Source organism: Nioella sp. (assembly GCF_964229645.1).
Lineage (GTDB): Bacteria > Pseudomonadota > Alphaproteobacteria > Rhodobacterales > Rhodobacteraceae > Nioella.
The window spans coordinates 1-16218 of record NZ_CAXREX010000125.1 but is presented as its reverse complement, the minus strand read 5'-3'; the positions used below and the strand labels follow the sequence as shown (position 1 = coordinate 16218).

General features: G+C 66.2%; 16 protein-coding genes. 15 read left to right on the top strand and 1 reads right to left on the bottom strand.

Annotation, left to right across the window (positions count from 1 at the left end):
- From ACEQXV_RS08580 to nadC, 6 genes are all read left to right on the top strand, one after another.
- The coding region (locus ACEQXV_RS08580; protein WP_370268757.1) for a molybdopterin dinucleotide binding domain-containing protein at positions 1-1291 on the top strand (1291 nt) is incomplete at its 5' end.
- Between the two features lie 5 nt (positions 1292-1296).
- On the top strand, positions 1297-2118 hold the full coding sequence (fdhD, locus tag ACEQXV_RS08575) for a formate dehydrogenase accessory sulfurtransferase FdhD (RefSeq protein WP_370268756.1): 822 nt from the start codon (positions 1297-1299) through the stop codon (positions 2116-2118).
- Positions 2105-2308 carry a formate dehydrogenase subunit delta gene (locus tag ACEQXV_RS08570; RefSeq protein ID WP_370251392.1) on the top strand — a complete coding sequence of 68 codons (204 nt, stop codon included), beginning with the start codon at positions 2105-2107 and terminating at the stop codon, positions 2306-2308. The genes fdhD and ACEQXV_RS08570 overlap by 14 nt, the downstream gene beginning before the upstream one ends.
- Positions 2309-2454: 146 nt before the next feature.
- Positions 2455-3507: a quinolinate synthase NadA gene (gene nadA / locus ACEQXV_RS08565; protein ID WP_370268754.1), complete on the top strand. Its 1053-nt coding sequence runs from the start codon at positions 2455-2457 to the stop codon at positions 3505-3507.
- A gap of 5 nt (positions 3508-3512) precedes the next feature.
- A complete protein-coding gene (locus ACEQXV_RS08560) occupies positions 3513-5069 on the top strand; it encodes an L-aspartate oxidase (RefSeq protein WP_370268753.1) in 1557 nt (518 codons plus the stop codon).
- Positions 5066-5917 (top strand): carboxylating nicotinate-nucleotide diphosphorylase, encoded by an 852-nt coding sequence (gene nadC / locus ACEQXV_RS08555; RefSeq protein ID WP_370268751.1) that lies wholly within the window; start codon positions 5066-5068, stop codon positions 5915-5917. Before ACEQXV_RS08560 ends, nadC begins: the two co-directional genes overlap by 4 nt.
- Positions 5918-6013: 96 nt before the next feature.
- Here nadC and ACEQXV_RS08550 read toward each other — a convergent pair whose 3' ends face one another.
- The gene (locus tag ACEQXV_RS08550; protein ID WP_370268749.1) at positions 6014-6979 is read right to left on the bottom strand and encodes a formylglycine-generating enzyme family protein; all 966 of its coding nucleotides are present in this window, start codon (positions 6977-6979) and stop codon (positions 6014-6016) included.
- A gap of 125 nt (positions 6980-7104) precedes the next feature.
- Between ACEQXV_RS08550 and ACEQXV_RS08545 the strand changes: the two genes are divergently transcribed.
- From ACEQXV_RS08545 to ACEQXV_RS08505, 9 genes are all read left to right on the top strand, one after another.
- The gene (locus ACEQXV_RS08545; protein WP_370268747.1) at positions 7105-7803 is read left to right on the top strand and encodes a fumarylacetoacetate hydrolase family protein; all 699 of its coding nucleotides are present in this window, start codon (positions 7105-7107) and stop codon (positions 7801-7803) included.
- Positions 7804-8193: 390 nt separating this feature from the next.
- Positions 8194-9243, top strand: coding sequence for a TRAP transporter substrate-binding protein (locus tag ACEQXV_RS08540; protein WP_370252383.1), 1050 nt, complete (start codon positions 8194-8196; stop codon positions 9241-9243).
- A 72-nt stretch (positions 9244-9315) separates the two neighbouring features.
- Entirely contained in the window at positions 9316-9900 is a 585-nt protein-coding gene (locus tag ACEQXV_RS08535) for a TRAP transporter small permease (protein ID WP_370268745.1), read from the top strand.
- A gap of 2 nt (positions 9901-9902) precedes the next feature.
- Positions 9903-11393, top strand: a complete 1491-nt coding sequence (locus ACEQXV_RS08530) for a TRAP transporter large permease (RefSeq protein ID WP_370252380.1) — start codon at positions 9903-9905, stop codon at positions 11391-11393.
- 98 nt (positions 11394-11491) lie between these two features.
- Positions 11492-12256 carry an SDR family NAD(P)-dependent oxidoreductase gene (locus tag ACEQXV_RS08525; RefSeq protein ID WP_370268743.1) on the top strand — a complete coding sequence of 255 codons (765 nt, stop codon included), beginning with the start codon at positions 11492-11494 and terminating at the stop codon, positions 12254-12256.
- Between the two features lie 11 nt (positions 12257-12267).
- The gene (locus tag ACEQXV_RS08520; RefSeq protein ID WP_370268742.1) at positions 12268-13032 is read left to right on the top strand and encodes a crotonase/enoyl-CoA hydratase family protein; all 765 of its coding nucleotides are present in this window, start codon (positions 12268-12270) and stop codon (positions 13030-13032) included.
- A 5-nt stretch (positions 13033-13037) separates the two neighbouring features.
- The gene (locus ACEQXV_RS08515) at positions 13038-13517 is read left to right on the top strand and encodes a MarR family winged helix-turn-helix transcriptional regulator (protein ID WP_370252376.1); all 480 of its coding nucleotides are present in this window, start codon (positions 13038-13040) and stop codon (positions 13515-13517) included.
- Between the two features lie 4 nt (positions 13518-13521).
- Positions 13522-15339 carry a feruloyl-CoA synthase gene (locus ACEQXV_RS08510; protein WP_370268740.1) on the top strand — a complete coding sequence of 606 codons (1818 nt, stop codon included), beginning with the start codon at positions 13522-13524 and terminating at the stop codon, positions 15337-15339.
- A gap of 13 nt (positions 15340-15352) precedes the next feature.
- Positions 15353-16218: amidohydrolase family protein (locus ACEQXV_RS08505; RefSeq protein WP_370268738.1), on the top strand; the 866-nt coding region annotated here is incomplete at its 3' end.

Below are 16218 nucleotides of genomic sequence, written 5' to 3'. Positions count from 1 at the left end.
GGAGTTGCGCAAGGCCGCGCGTCTCTTCGCCACCGGTGGCAATGGCGCGATCTACTATGGTCTGGGTGTGACCGAACACAGCCAGGGCTCCACCACCGTGATGGGTATCGCCAACCTCGCCATGCTGACCGGCAATATCGGTCGCAAGGGCGTTGGCGTGAACCCGCTGCGCGGTCAGAACAACGTGCAAGGCTCCTGCGACATGGGCAGCTTCCCGCATGAACTGCCGGGCTACCGCCATGTGAAGATGCCCGAGGTGCGCGAGATCTTCGAGAAGGCCTGGGGCGTCGAGATCGACCCCGAACCCGGCCTGCGCATCCCCAACATGCTGGACGCTGCCGTCGATGGCACCTTCAAGGGGCTCTACTGCCAGGGCGAGGACATCCTGCAATCGGACCCGGATACGAAACATGTGGCGGCGGGCCTTGCCGCGATGGAATGCGTGATCGTGCACGATCTCTTCCTCAACGAGACCGCGAATTACGCCCATGTGTTCCTGCCCGGATCGACCTTCCTCGAAAAGGACGGGACCTTCACAAATGCCGAGCGCCGGATCAACCGCGTGCGCAAGGTTATGGCGCCGCGCAATGGCTATGCCGACTGGGAAGTGACCCAGATGCTGGCCAATGCCATGGGGGCGGGCTGGCACTACACCCATCCCTCCCAGATCATGGAAGAGATCGCGGCCACCACCCCCGGTTTCGCCAATGTGACCTATGACATGCTGGAGGAACGCGGCTCGGTGCAGTGGCCCTGCAATGACAGCGCGCCCGAGGGCACGCCGCTGATGCATGTCGATGGCTTCGTGCGCGGCAAGGGGCGGTTCATCGTCACCGAATACGTGGCGACCGATGAAAAGACCGGACCGCGCTTCCCGCTTCTGCTGACCACCGGGCGCATCCTGTCCCAGTATAACGTGGGCGCGCAGACGCGGCGCACGGAAAACGTGGTCTGGCACGACGAGGACGTGTTGGAAATCCATCCCCATGACGCGGAAAACCGCGGCCTCAAGGATGGCGACTGGGTGCGCCTGGCCTCGCGGTCGGGAGAAACGACCCTGCGCGCGAAGATCACCGACCGGGTCAGCCCGGGCGTGGTCTACACAACCTTCCATCACCCCGACACGCAGGCCAACGTCATCACCACCGATTTCTCGGACTGGGCCACCAATTGCCCGGAATACAAGGTGACGGCGGTGCAGGTTGCGCCTTCGAACGGGCCGTCGGAATGGCAGGAAGACTACAATGCGCAGGCGGCTCAATCGCGCCGCATCCTGCCGGCGGCGGAGTAAGCCCGGTGGCGCGGCCCCTGTCACGGTCCCTGCCGGGCCTCTCGGTGCAGTCGGACGGGCAATTGTCCGTTCGGCGCAACCTGCCCGAAGAGGTGCCGGTCGCGGTGGTGTTTGACGGCACCACCCAGGCCGTGATGATGGCCAGCCCCGGCGATATTGCCGATTTCGCGCATGGCTTTGCCTTGTCCGAGGGCTTCATCGAGACGCTCGACCAGGTCGAAAGCTTCGAGATGGTCGAGCACGAGGCCGGGATCGAGGCCCGCTTCTGGCTGACCGGCGACCGCGCGAAGGCACTGGAGACCCGGCGGCGCAAGATGATGGGCCCGGTGGGCTGCGGCCTGTGCGGGATCGACAGCCTTGAGGAGGCCACCCGCGCGCTTCCCGTCGTCACCGCCGAGCCGCGCCTTTCCGTCTGCGAGGTGGCCGGTGCCACGGACGCGCTGCGCGCGCTGCAGCCCCTGCATGACCAGACCCACGCCGTGCATGCGGCAGGCTTTCTCGTTCCGGGGCAGGGGATCGTCCTCGCGCGCGAGGATGTGGGGCGTCACAACGCGCTCGACAAGCTCATCGGTGCGCTGGCCCTGCAAGGGATCGACCCGGCAGGCGGGGCTTTCGTGCTGACCAGCCGCGTGTCGGTCGAACTGGTGCAGAAATCCGCCATGGCCGGGTGCCCGGTGCTGATCGCGGTTTCGGCCCCCACCGCCCATGCCCTTCGCCTCGCCGATCAGGCAGGCATCACCGTGGCTGCCTTCGCGCGCGGCGGCGGCTTCGACCTTTATTCTCATCCGCATCGCATCACGACGGAGACGCCAGATGTCGCCCGATAAAATGGTCACCATGGCCAACCAGATCGCCACCTTCTTCAAGACCCAGCCGGGCGACGACCAGGCCGAGCGCGTGGCAGGCCATATCCGCGATTTCTGGGAACCGCGCATGCGCGACAAGCTCCAGGCCCATATCGCCGAGGGCGGCAAGGGGCTCGACGATCTCGTGCTGGCAGCCGCGCGCAGGATCTGACATTTCCGACGCCGATCGGAACCCTAATTTTCCTTACAGCGCAGGGGGTTGCCCCCTTGCGACCTTGCAATGGCTTGAAGCTGCCCACACGTCATGACAGAAGGCGCCAGCCGAACCGTCATGTGCTTGTTACCTGAAGGGGCAGAATGTTCGATATTGCTACCATGCGCGAGGAACTGGCCCTGGCCTATGACCTCGCACCGAACCCCGACCTGGCCGAGGAACTGGCCCCCATCTATGCCCGGATGGACCGCGTGGTCACCCCGGTGGACTGGGTGCGGCATGCGCCCTACGTGGCCGCGATCAACAAGCTCAAGCGGGAACGCAACGCCGTTATCCTGGCACATAATTACATGACGCCGGACATCTACCACGGGATTTCCGATTTCGTGGGCGACAGCCTGCAACTGGCGATGGAAGCGCAGCGCACCGATGCCGAGGTGATCGTGCAATGCGGCGTGCATTTCATGGCCGAGACGTCGAAGATCCTCAGCCCCGAAAAGCGCGTGCTGATGCCGGACATGGAGGCGGGCTGTTCCCTGGCGGAATCGATCACCGCCGCAGGCATCGCGGAAATGCGCGCGAAATATCCCGGCGCGCCGGTTGTGTCCTACGTGAACACCACGGCCGAGGTGAAAGCCGCCTCCGACATCTGCTGCACGTCTTCCAATGCCGCGCAGATCGTGGCGGCTCTGGACGCCGATACGATCATCATGACCCCCGACCAGTATCTGGCCCAGAACGTCGCCCGCGACGTGCCGCAAAAGAACGTGGTCTGGTGGGAAGGCTCCTGCATCGTGCACGAACAGTTCACCGCGGAAGACATCAAGGACTTCCGCGAATGGAACCCCGGCACCCGCATCATCGCCCATCCCGAATGCCCGCCCTCGGTGGTCGATGCCTCCGATTTCTCGGGCTCGACCAAGGGCATCATCGACTACGTCGCCCGTGAAAAACCCGAACACGCGATGCTGCTGACGGAATGCTCGATGGCGTCGAACATCGCCGATGCCCTGCCAGAGGTGGAGTTCGTCGGTCCCTGCAACATGTGCCCCTACATGAAGAAGATCACGCTGGAAAAGGTGCTGTGGTCGCTGCACAGCATGTCGCCCGAGGTGCATGTGGACGAGGAGATCGCCGTGAAAGCGCGCCTTGCGGTGCAGCGCATGATCGACCTCTCCCGCGAACTGGGGATCTGACACAGGTGATCCGGACCGAGCGCATCGTCATCGTGGGTGCCGGCCTCGGCGCGCTCTACGCCGCGCTGGAACTTGCGCCGCGCCCGGTCCTGATGATTTCGCCCGAGGCTTTGGGTGACGGGGCCAGCTCGGCATGGGCACAGGGCGGTGTCGCCGCCGCCATGGCGGCCAGCGACAGCCCCGAGGCCCATGCCGCCGATACGGTCAGCGCCGGGGCAGGGACGGTCGATGCAGACGTGGCCGCGATGGTGACCCGCGTCGCACGCGATCACATCCTCGATCTGACCAGCCTCGGCACCCCCTTCGACCGCGATGCCGAGGGCGGCTACGTCATGAGCCGCGAGGCCGCCCATTCCGCCGCCCGCGTGGTGCGGGTGCAGGGCGACCAGGCAGGCAGGCAGATCATGGAAACGCTGATTGCCGCGCTCAGGGCTACGCCCTCGGCGCAGGTGATCGAAGGGGCGCTGGCGACCAGGTTGGAAACCGACGGCGACCGCGTCACCGGTGTCTGGATCGCCTCGTCGCGCGCGCCCTCGGGCGAGGTATTGATCGAAGCCCCCGCCGTGCTGCTGGCTGGCGGAGGGTCCGGCGGGCTCTATGCGCATACCACGAACCCGCCGCGCATCCGGGGCCAGGTGATCGGCATGGCCGCGCGGGCAGGGGCGCAGATGGCAGACCCGGAATTCGTGCAGTTCCACCCCACCAGCTTCGATATCGGCGAAGATCCCGCGCCGCTCGCGACCGAGGCCCTGCGCGGCGAAGGGGCGACGCTCATCAACCGCCACGGCACGCGCTTCATGCTGGACGTGCATCCCGATGCCGAGCTTGCCCCGCGCGATATCGTGGCCCGCGCGATCTTTGCCGAAACGCAGGCGGGCAACCGCCCCATGCTGGACACGCGCGCAGCCCTCGGGGCCGAGGTTCTGACACAGTTTCCCTCCGTGGCCGAAACCTGCGCGCGGGCCGGGATCGACCCGGTGAACGCGCCAATCCCGGTAGCGGTGGCCGCCCATTACCACATGGGCGGGATCGCCGCCGATCAGGCCGGGCGCAGCAGCCTGCGCAATCTCTGGGTCTGCGGCGAGGCGTCCTCCACCGGCCTGCACGGCGCCAACCGGCTGGCCTCGAACGGGCTTCTGGAGGCGCTGGTCTATGCCCGCAACGCGGCCGCCGACATCGCTACGACCGTGCCCCTGGCCGAGGCCGCCCCGGTCCCGGTCGCCTTCCCGGAAGGCGGTCAGGACCCCGACCCCGAGGCGGTGGCCGAACTGCGCCGGACGATGACCGATCACGTGGGCGTGCGACGCACCGCCGAGGGTCTCGAAACGGCCCTGCGGACGATTGCCCGGCTCGAGGCCGCCCATGCCGATGACCCGAGCTTTCTCAACATGACCGCCACCGCGACCCTGATTGCCGCCGCAGCCCTCGCCCGCGAGGAAAGCCGGGGTGGGCATTGGCGCGACGATTTCCCGGACCCGAATCCCGCGATGGCCCATCGCACCCTTCTCCATCTCTCGGAGGCGCTGGCGCTGCGCATGTCCGTTCTGAACGAGGCCCAATGATGTCCCATGCCGAGCTTCCCGACCTGATCCTGGAACCGCTGGTGCGCGCGGCTTTGATGGAGGACCTGGGCACCTATGGCGACGTGACCACGCGCGCCGTGATCCCGGCGGGCGTGACCTATGACGCCCGGCTGAACGCGCGCGCGGCGGGGGTGGTTTCGGGCATGCAGATCGCGCGGCTGGCCTTCCGGCTCGTCGATCCGACGCTGGAGGCGACGGTGCTGCGACCCGACGGGTCGCCCTGCGCCCCCGGCGACACGCTGATGACGATCAGGGGCAGCGCGGCCTCGATCCTGTCGGGCGAGCGCGTGGCACTCAACTTCGCGGGCCGCCTGTCGGGCATCGCAACGCTGACCGCCGCCTTCGTCGCGGAAACCGTCGGAACGCAGACCCGCATCACCTGCACCCGCAAGACCACGCCGGGTCTGAGGATCGTCGAGAAACAGGCGGTGCTGCACGGGGGCGGCTTCAACCATCGCTTCAGCCTGTCGGACGCGATCCTGATCAAAGACAACCACATCGCGGCCGCAGGCGGCGTGCGCGCGGTGCTGGAGGCGGCCAGGGCCACGGCAAGCCACATGATGCGCGTCGAGATCGAGGTCGATACGCTCGACCAGTTGGCCGAGGTGCTGGAAGTGGGCGGCGCGGACGTGGTGCTGCTCGACAACATGGACACGCCGACGCTGGAAGAGGCCGTTGGGATCGCGGCGCGGCGCGTGATCCTTGAAGCCTCCGGCAACATGCGGCTGGATCGCATCGCCGAGGTCGCCGCGACCGGGGTGGATTATATCTCGTCCGGGGCGCTCACCCATTCGGCGCAGACGCTCGATCTCGGCCTCGATTTCTGAGCCGTTCCGGGGACGCAGAGAAAAGTTTTCCGGAAAACTTTTCAAATGCGCGCGCGCCGGGCGGAAAAATCTTCCGGAAGATTTTTCACGCCCTTTTCAGACGTCGTAGACCAGCCGGAATCCCTGGTGCGGGGTGGCGCTGTCGGGCGCGTTCCCGTGCCGCGCGGCAATACGATACCGGTAGCAATAGGAGATATGGCACAGGAAAGAGCCGCCTTTTTGCAGCTTGAACCCTTCCTTGCCCCGATGCGCGGCCTGGCTGCTGCGCTTGAGCGATTTCACCCGGAAGGGCTCAGCCGTCCATTCCCAGACATTGCCCACCATGTTGTAAAGCCCGAATCCGTTCGGCGCGAAGGACCGGGCGGGCGCGGTTGCGAGGTAGCCATCCGCGGCACTGTTGTGATGCGGGAAACTGCCCTGCCAGATATTGCAGGGCAGGAAGCTTGTGTCGTCGGGCTCCTCGTCCCCCCAGGGGAAGCGCACGTCGCCAAGGCCGCCGCGCGCGGCATGTTCCCATTCCGCCTCGGTGGGCAGGCGTCCCCCGGCCCATTGCGCAAAGGCCACGGCATCGTTCCAGCTGACCTGCACCACCGGGTGATCGTCGTGATAGGCATCGGGCCGGTCGGGTCCGTGCGGCATACGCCAGCTGGCACCATCGACCATGCGCCACCACTCGCTGCCCACCACGCCCCGTGTCGGCGGGGCATCCGGGGGCAGGAAGCTGAAAAAGACGAAGGAATTGCCGAAGCGTTCGGCCTCGGTCACGTAGCCGGTATCGGCCACGAAGCGGGCGAAGCGGGCCTTGGTGACGGTGGTGGCATCCATCAGGAAGGGCCGCAGCTTCTTGCGACGCGGGGGGCTTTCGCCATCCATCGGCAGGCCGGGCCGGGCGGTGCCCACCAGTGCGCTGCCCCCCGGAACGGTCAGGGCCGTGGAACGTCCGTCCCCGTCGCCCCCGGTGCCTGTGCCGGTGACGGGGGCAGGCGCAGCCGGCGCCGGCGCGGAGGGGGCCTCGCCGCTCCGGGCCGGGGCACAGCAGGATTTTGCCTTGGGCTCGCTCATGTCGCCTCGATCGTCGGGGGTGTTCAAGTCATGGCGCGCTTTCGGGGCGAGGTCCAGAACGACCTGTTTGACATTGCCGCCGTTCCTGCCATTGCCTTGGGGCATCAGACCGAGGACCCACGCGCATGACCGATTACCTCTTTCCCGCCCCCAAGGTGCAATCCATCCCCGTGATCGGAGAGGCCGCCGAATATCCCGTGCATCGCATCTTCTGCGTTGGCCGCAACTATGCCGCCCATGCCGCCGAGATGGGTGCCGAGGTCGATCGTGAGGCCCCGTTCTACTTCACCAAGAACCCCCATGCGGTGCTGGCCAGCGGCGCGGTGCTGCCCTATCCGCCGGGAACCGCCGACTTCCACTACGAGATGGAACTGGTCCTGGTGCTGGGCCAGAAGGTCTTCCGTGCCGCGCCGGACGAGGCCGCGCAGGCGATCTACGCCTATGGCTGCGGGCTCGACATGACCCGGCGCGACCTTCAGGGCAAGGCCAAGGACAAGCGCCGCCCCTGGGACCTGGGCAAGGATGTCGAGGGCTCGGCGGTGCTGGCTCCCCTGACCCGGGCCGGGCAGGTTGGGGCGATCGGCCCGCAGCGGATCCATCTCGACGTGAACGGCGCGCCGCGCCAGGGCGCGGTCCTTGCCGACATGATTCATGGTGTGGCCGAGATCGTGGCCGACCTCTCGCACTACTACCACCTTGGCCCCGGCGACGTGATCATGACGGGCACGCCGGCGGGCGTTGGGGCGGTCTCGGAGGGGGACGTTCTGACAGGCGGCATCGAGGGCCTCGCCCCCATCAGCCTGACGATCGGTGCGCCCGAGTAGGCCCGCCCCAGGCCCCCGGCAATCGAGGACAGGGGCAGGGTGAGGGCCGCCTTGCCGGCCCCGATCCCGGCTTCATCCAGACATCCAGCAGCAGGCAGGGTCGTCGGCCTTGCCCACCTGCCTGCTGCGCGCTTTCGCGCTGATCCCCGGCCCTGACGCAAGAGCCGTGTAGAAAAGGCGTTGCGCGGGACAGATAATTAGGTTACCGAACGGTTGGTCGTTTTATTTGAAACGAAATGCGGCCGGGGCAATCCGGGGCTTTCGCAAAGGTATCGACAAGAATAGTTATGTTGTATACCTATATTGGCGGAGGAAGACATTTCGTCAGAGAATCATGTGTAACCGCATCCGAATGCGGCTACGCTCGGGTCAAAAGGGAGGAAACCGACAATGACCATAACTCGTCGTAACCTGATCAAGTCCACCGGCGCGGCCGGTGTCGCCGTCATCGGCGCCAGCGTTCTGCCCAAGGCAGCGCGCGCAAATGAATTCACCCTGCGCCTGCACCAGTTCCTGCCCGCGCAGGCCAACGTGCCCGCCCATGTGCTCGACCCCTGGGCCGATGCCATCGAGGAACAGTCCGGCGGCCGCATCACCGTGGAACGCTACCCCTCCATGCAGCTCGGCGGCACGCCCCCCGATCTGATCGACCAGGCCATCGACGGCATCGCAGACGTGGTCTGGACCGTTGCCGGCTACACCCCGGGCCGCTTCCCGCGCACCGAAGTCTTCGAACTGCCCTTCATGATGACCAGCGCCGGCCCGACCAGCCGCGCCTACTGGACCATGGCAGAGCGTCACATGATGGATGCCGACTTTGCCGCGTTCAAGCCGATCGCGCTGTGGGTCCATGGCCCGGGCCTCATCCACTCGGCCGATCCGATCCGCACGCCCGACGATCTCAACGGCGTCAAGCTGCGCGCGCCCACCCGCGTGACCAACCAGCTGTTCTCGAACCTGGGCGCCACCACCGTCGGCATGCCGGTTCCGGCGATCCCCGAAGCGCTGTCGCGCGGCGTGGTCGACGCAACCGTGATTCCGTGGGAAGTCGTGGGCATCCTGCGCGTGCAGGAACTGGTGGAGAACCACACCGTGTTCACCGGTGCCTCGCTCTACACCACCAGCTTCATCTTCGGCATGAACCAGGCCTCCTACGACGCGCTTCCGGCCGATCTGCAGGCCGTGATCGACGCCAACTCGGGCGCGGACGTGTCCGAATGGGCAGGGGCCACCATGCAGGAATACGATGCCGGCCCGCTTCAGCAGGCCATGGATCGTGGCAACAACATCATCGAACTGTCCGAGGAAGAGGTGCAGGTCTGGCGTGAAGCCGCTCAGCCCACCATCGACGCCTGGGTTGCCGAGATGGATGCCGCCGGTATGGACGGCACCGGCCTTCTGGCGGAGGCCCGCGCGCTGATCGCAGAATACAGCGCCTGATAAGATCGGGCCCCCGCACGCCCCGACGGGCAGGCGGGGGCCTTTTCATTTCCAAAGCAGATGGGGGAAGAGATGCCCAATCTCGTGGATCGGCTGGCCCGTGGCATGGCCGTTCTTGGTGGTTTGATCCTGACGATCCTGGTGATCCTGGTCTTCGTCAGCGTCCTGGGTCGGGGGCTCAACACCTTTGGCAATTCCGACTGGCTGAACGGTATCGCCAGCGGCTTCGCCGAGTGGCTGATCGGCACCGGGGTCGGCCCGATCGAGGGCGATTTCGAAGTGGTCGAATCCGGCATCGCCTTCGTCATCTTCTGCTTCCTGCCGATCTGCCAGCTCTATGGCGGGCACGCGGCGGTGGACGTGTTCACCTCGCTCATGCCCAAGGGCGTGAACAGCTTCCTGCAAGCCCTGTGGGAAGTCGTGCTGGCGGGCATTCTCATCCTCATCACCGTTCAGCTTTTTGAAGGCACGATGGACAAGTACAATAACGGGCAGACCTCGTTCCTGCTGCAATATCCCGTCTGGTGGGCCTATGCCGCCAGCTTCGTCGCGGCGGTCGCGACCTCGCTTGTGGGCGTCTACTGCGCCGTGGCGCGCGTGATCGAGGCCGTGAGCGGCCGCGCGATCCTGCCCGGTTCCGGGGGGGCGGTCCATTGACGATGTTCGAGCTTGGCGCCTGGTCCTTCCCGGCCCTTCTTCTGCTGATCTTCCTGCGCATGCCGATTGGCCTGGCGATGTTCCTGGCGGGCGTCGTGGGGCTGTGGATGGCCACGGGCGACAGCGCCATGTTCATGGCGCGCCTGAAGACCGAAACCTTCACCACCTTTTCCAGCTACTCGCTGTCGATCGTGCCGATGTTCCTGCTGATGGGGCAGTTCGCCACGCTGTCGGGCATGTCGAGCTCGCTCTTCAAGGCGGCCGAAAGCTGGCTCGGCCATCGCCGGGGCGGGGTCGCCATGGCCTCGGTCGGCGCCTGCGCGGGCTTCGGCGCGATCTGCGGCTCGTCGCTTGCCACGGCGGCCACGATGGGGCGCGTCGCGCTGCCCGAACTGCGCCGCTACGGCTATTCGGGCGGCTTTTCCACCGCCACGCTTGCGGCGGGGGGCACGCTTGGCATTCTCATTCCGCCCTCGGTCATCCTGGTGATCTACGCGATCCTGACCGAGCAGAACATCGCCTCGCTCTTCCTGGCCGCGATCGTGCCCGGCGTGCTGGCAGCCCTTGGCTATATCCTGACGATCTCGATCTACGTGCGCATCAACCCCGATGCGGCGGGCACGCGTCCCCCGGTCCCGATGGCCGAGCGCATCCGCAACATGGTCGATGTCTGGCCGGTGATCCTGGTGTTCGGTCTTGTCGTGGGCGGCATCTACCTGGGCTGGTTCACGCCGACCGAGGGCGCCGCCGTGGGCGCGACCGGCACCGGTGTCATCGCCTTCTTCAACGGCACGCTGACCTGGAAGGTGTTCAAGGAGAGCATCATTGCCACGGCCATCGGCACCGCGATGATCTTCTTCATCGTGCTTGGCGCGCATCTCTATAACGGATTCCTCGCGCTAACCCAGGTGCCGCAGACGCTGTCGGCCTTCGTGCTGGACCAGGGCTTCAGCCCCTGGATGATCCTGACGCTGATCCTGGTCTTCTACCTCGTCTTCGGCTGCCTGATGGACTCGCTGTCGATGATCCTGCTGACGATCCCGATCTTCTTCCCGGTGGTCTCGGCGCTCGATTTCGGGCTGGTGGACATGATCAGCCTGCAAAGCGCGCGCCTGGATGCCGCGATCGCGGGCGGGCTGGACGCTGCGCCAGAGCTGATAAGACAGGCGCAGGAGATGCTGGCCGCGGGAACCGAGCTGACCCGCGATCACTTCCGCGAACTGGGCATGCGCCCGGTGACGGAATACCAGCTGGAAGACGTGACCACGACCATGACCGCGATCTGGTTCGGGATCCTGGTGCTGATCGTGGTGGAAGTGGGGTTGATCACGCCGCCGGTTGGGATGAACCTCTTCATCATCAACGCGATGGACCGGGAAACACCGATGGTCGAGACCTACAAGGCGGTTCTCTACTTCGTCACCTCGGACCTCGTGCGCGTGGTGATCCTGGTGCTCTTCCCGGCGATCACGCTGTTCCTTCTGCCGCTCTAGGCGGCCGCCAGCCCCCCGGCCCGAACCGGTCCGGGGGTTCTTGCGTCGCAATTAGTTATGCGGCATAACAATTATGAAACGAAAGAGAGGATTCGCCCATGCGCATTCAGGATCAGGTGGCCATCGTCACAGGGGGCGGGTCGGGCCTGGGCGCGGCAACCGCCCGCCACCTTGCAGGGCTGGGCGCGCGGGTCGCGATCCTCGATTATGACGGGGCCCGGGCCGAGGCCGTGGCCGCCGAGATCGGCGGCATGGCCTGCCCCCTCGATGTCCGCGACGAGGCCGCGGTCGGCGCGGCGGTAGAGCAGGTGGCTGACACCTGCGGCCAGGCCGCGCGCATCGCGGTCAACTGCGCGGGCGTGGGGCTTGCCGCCCGGATCGTGGGGCGTGAGGGCAAGATGTCCTTCGACGTGTTCGAACGCACCCTGCGCGTCAACCTTTTCGGCACCTATAACGTGATGAGCCACGCCGCGCGGCTGATGACCGGGCTGGACCCCACCGGGACCGGCGAACGCGGCGTCATCATCAACACGGCCTCGGTTGCCTGGCAGGACGGCCAGTTGGGGCAGGCGGCCTACGCGGCCTCCAAGGGGGCGATCGCGTCGATGTGCCTGCCAGCGGCGCGCGAATTCGCGCAAAGCGGCATCCGCGTCATGGCGATTGCGCCGGGGCTCTTCCACACCCCGATGATGGAAGGGCTGCCCGAGGAGGTGACGCAGAAGATCACCGCCAACATCCCCTTCCCTGGTCGCCTTGGCCAGCCCGAGGACTACGCGCTGATGGCCGCGCAGATCATCGAGAACCCCTATCTGAACGGCACCACGATCCGCCTTGACGGCGCGGTCCGGCTGCCCCCGCGCTGAAGGTCCGCCCCATGTCCGATATCCTGAAGATCGAGATCGAGGACGGCATCGCCACCCTCACCATGAACCGCCCCGGCAAGCGCAACGCGATGTGCGACGAGCTGCTCAACGCGATCGACGCCTTCTTCTCCAATCCGCCCGAAGGGGTGAAGGTGGTGATCCTGACCGGTGTGGAAGGCCACTACTGTTCCGGGCTCGACCTGTCGGAACATCAACAGCGCGACGCGGAAGGCACCATGCGCCATTCGCGCGGCTGGCACGCGATCATGGACAAGATCCAGTATGGCGGGCTGCCGGTGGTGTCTGCCATGTTCGGCGCAGTGATCGGGGGCGGGCTGGAACTGGCCACCTCGACCCATGTGCGCATTGCCGAACCTTCCACCATCTTCCAGCTTCCCGAAGGCAAGCGCGGCATCTACGTGGGCGGCGGTGCCTCCGTCCGGGTGGGCCGCATCCTTGGCGCCGACCGCATGGTCGAGATGATGCTGACCGGCCGCAAATACGGGGCCGAGGAGGGGCTGGCGCTTGGCCTGACGCATTACAGCGTGGGCGAGGGCGAGGCGATGGCTCTGGCGCGCAAGCTGGCCGGGCAGATCGCGTCGAACGCGCCCCTGTCGAACTACATCATGATCCAGGCGATTTCCCGCATCGAGGACATGGCCAAGGCCGACGGGCTGTTCACCGAAAGCCTCTGCGCCGCGCTGACCCAGACCAGCCCCGATGCGATCGAGGGCTTGCAGGCCTTCCTGCAAAAACGCGATCCCAGGTTCGGGTGACGCGCATGGCCCGGCCAGATCCCAAATCCGTGCCCCCGGTGGTCGAGAGCGTGTCCGACGAGACGCTGCGCAGCTTTGCCGGATACCACATGAAGCGTGCCTTCAACGTGGTGCAGGCAGACCTCCTGCGCGCGCTCAAGCCCTTCAACCTGCGCATGATCACCTATTCGGCGCTGGTGCTCATCGTCGACAATCCGGGCCTGCGCCAGTCGCAGCTGGCGGCCGCGATGGATATCGAGCGGCCCAACCTCGTGGTCATCGTCGACGAGCTGGAACGCCGCGACCTCATCCTGCGGGAAAAGGTGCCAACCGACCGGCGCGCCTATGCGCTGGTGCCGACCCTGGCGGGCCGTCAGCTCTGCGCGCAGGCCGTGGCGGCGGTGCGCAAGCACGAGGAGCGGCTCTTCGCGGACATGGCCCCCGGCGCGGTCGAGGACATGGTCGCGCTTCTGCGCCGGATACAGGCACGGGGATCGGAGGAGTGACCCGATGAAACGCACCGAGACTTTCCTGCCGCACAAGGTGATCCGCACCGACCGTGAGGATGGCACTATCCTGCTGGCATCCGCCCATCCGCTAGGCCCGGTCGTGCGGCGCACCGGCGACTGGCTGCATAGGTGGGCGGGCGAGGCCCCCGACCGGGTCTTCCTGGCCGAACGCTCTGGCGCGGGCTGGCGCAGCGAAAGCTACGCCGCGGCCCTGCAAAAGGTGCGTGCGCTGGCCGCAAGCCTGCTGGCGCGGGGGCTGGGGGCCGATACGCCCATCCTGATCCTGTCGGGCAACGGCGTCGATCATGGGCTGCTGGCGCTGGCGGGGCAATATGCGGGCATCCCGACGGTGCCCGTGGCCGAACAGTATTCGCTGATCCACGGGGCCCATGGGCGCCTGCGCCACGCGGTCGAGCTGGTGCGCCCGGCGATGGCCTACACGATCGACGCCCAGCAATATGGCGAGGCGCTGGACCTGGACTGTTTCGACGGGATCGAGATCGTGGCGAGCCACCCCCATGGCCGCCCCGGCGTGACGGCGTTCGAGACGCTGCTTCAGGGCGATGGCTCGGTCGATCTGGACGCCGCCTTCGACGCGGTGACGCCCGACACGGTGGCCAAGATCCTGATGACCTCGGGCTCCACATCCTCGCCCAAGGGGGTGCTGACCACCCAGGGCATGATGTGCGTGAACCAGGCGCAGCTTGCCGCGGCCATGCCCTTCCTGGGCGAACGCCCGCCGCGCATCGTCGACTGGCTGCCCTGGAACCACGTCTTCGGCGGCTCGCACAACTTCAACATGATGCTGGCGAGCGGCGGCACGCTTTATATCGACGACGGCAAGCCGGTTCCGGGGCTCTTCGAGCGGACGGTGGAAAACCTTGGCCTCGTGACCGGGACGCTCAGCTTCAACGTGCCCGTGGGCTACGGGATGCTGCTCAAGGCGCTGAAGGCAGACGCCGCCCTGCGCCGCCGCTTCTTCGAAGACCTCGACCTCGTGTTCTACGCCGGCGCGTCACTGCCGCAGGAAATCTGGCAGGGCTTCGAGGCGATGGCGATGGAGATCAAGGGCGAGGTCCCGCTGATCACCACCAGCTGGGGCCTGACCGAAACCGCACCCGCCGTGATGCTGCAACACGAACCGATCGACCGCTCGGGCGTTGTCGGCGTGCCGCTGCCGGGCAGCGAGATCAAGCTTCTGCCCGATGCCGACCTGCGCTGCGAGGTGCGGGTCAAGGGCCCCAACGTTATGCCGGGCTATTACGAGGCGCCCGACAAGACGGCAGAGGCCTTCGACGAGGAAGGCTTCTTCCTGACGGGCGATGCGATGGTTTTCGTGGACCCTGGTGACGCCGACAAGGGGATGAAGTTCGATGGCCGGATTTCCGAGGATTTCAAGCTGCTGACCGGCACCTGGGTGCGCGCGGCGCAGCTCCGGATCGACATGCTCGCTTGTCTCTCGCCGCTGGCTGCCGATCTGGTGATCACCGGGGCCGACAGGACCGAGATTGGCGTCATGATCTTCCCCAACATGGCCGAACTGCGCGCCGAGGGCTTTTCGAATGCCGAGCAGGGCGGGGCGCTGTCGGACCCGATGCTTCTGGGCGAGATCCACCGCCGCCTGGCCGAACGTGCCCGTGAAGTCAGCGGCAGTTCCACCCGCGTCGCCCGCGCCATCGTCCTGGCCGAGCCGCCCTCGATGCCCGAGGGCGAGATGACCGCCAAGGGCAACCTCAATTTCCGCAAGGTGCTGACCCGGCGGGCCGATCTGCTGGCCCGGCTATATGCGGACAGCGACGCTTGCGTCACCACGATCTGAAAAGGCCAAGCCAATGGTAGACCTGACCAAAATCCGCGCGATCGACATCCACACCCATGCCGAGGAACCCTGCGGTTGCCATGCCGATGACGGCTATGACGACCTTCAGGCCACCATGGCCAGCTATTTCGGCGCGCCGTGGCAGCATCCGCCCACGGTGCCCCAGACCGCGCAGCATTACCGCGAACAAAACATCGCCGCAGTGATCTTCCCCGTCGATGCGGAACGCGAGACCGGCTACCGGCGCTACAAGAACGAGGAAGTGGCAGAACTGGCCGCCGAAAACAGCGACGTGCTGATCCCCTTTGCCTCCATCGACCCGTGGAAGGGCAAGATGGGCGTGCGCGAGGCGCGCCGCCTGATGCGCGATTTCGGTATCAAGGGCTTCAAGTTCCACCCCACGATGCAGGGCTTCTACCCAAATGACCGCATGGCCTATGCGCTTTACGAGGCGATCGAGGAGGAAGGCGGCATCGCGCTTTTCCACACCGGGCAGACTGGCGTCGGCAGCGGCATGCCGGGCGGCAACGGGATGCGGCTGAAATATTCCAACCCGATGTATATGGACGATGTGGCGGTCGATTTTCCCGACCTCAGGATCATCCTCGCCCATCCCTCCTTCCCCTGGCAGGAGGAGGCGCTGGCCGTGGCGCAGCACAAGCCCAATGTCTATATCGACCTGTCGGGCTGGTCGCCCAAGTATTTCCCCGAGATCCTGGTGAAATACTGCAACTCGAGCCTGAAGAAGAAGGTTCTCTTCGGCTCTGACTGGCCGATGATCACGCCCGAACGCTGGCTCGCGGATTTCGAGAAGATCGCCATCAAGGAGGAGTTGCGCGAAGGCATCATCAAGGGCAATGCCGCGCGGCTTCTGGGGCT

Bases quoted from the DNA above. Each gene is read 5' to 3' on its own strand.
- ACEQXV_RS08515 (WP_370252376.1), top strand. From the start codon at position 13,038: ATGGCCCGGCCAGATCCCAAATCCGTGCCCCCGGTGGTCGAGAGCGTG.
- ACEQXV_RS08530 (WP_370252380.1), top strand. From the start codon at position 9,903: ATGTTCGAGCTTGGCGCCTGGTCCTTCCCGGCCCTTCTTCTGCTGATC.
- ACEQXV_RS08525 (WP_370268743.1), top strand. From the start codon at position 11,492: ATGCGCATTCAGGATCAGGTGGCCATCGTCACAGGGGGCGGGTCGGGC.
- ACEQXV_RS08570 (WP_370251392.1), top strand. From the start codon at position 2,105: ATGTCGCCCGATAAAATGGTCACCATGGCCAACCAGATCGCCACCTTC.
- ACEQXV_RS08520 (WP_370268742.1), top strand. From the start codon at position 12,268: ATGTCCGATATCCTGAAGATCGAGATCGAGGACGGCATCGCCACCCTC.
- nadC (WP_370268751.1), top strand. From the start codon at position 5,066: ATGATGTCCCATGCCGAGCTTCCCGACCTGATCCTGGAACCGCTGGTG.
- ACEQXV_RS08540 (WP_370252383.1), top strand. From the start codon at position 8,194: ATGACCATAACTCGTCGTAACCTGATCAAGTCCACCGGCGCGGCCGGT.
- ACEQXV_RS08535 (WP_370268745.1), top strand. From the start codon at position 9,316: ATGCCCAATCTCGTGGATCGGCTGGCCCGTGGCATGGCCGTTCTTGGT.
- ACEQXV_RS08550 (WP_370268749.1), bottom strand. From the start codon at position 6,979: ATGAGCGAGCCCAAGGCAAAATCCTGCTGTGCCCCGGCCCGGAGCGGC.
- nadA (WP_370268754.1), top strand. From the start codon at position 2,455: ATGTTCGATATTGCTACCATGCGCGAGGAACTGGCCCTGGCCTATGAC.
- ACEQXV_RS08545 (WP_370268747.1), top strand. From the start codon at position 7,105: ATGACCGATTACCTCTTTCCCGCCCCCAAGGTGCAATCCATCCCCGTG.
- ACEQXV_RS08510 (WP_370268740.1), top strand. From the start codon at position 13,522: ATGAAACGCACCGAGACTTTCCTGCCGCACAAGGTGATCCGCACCGAC.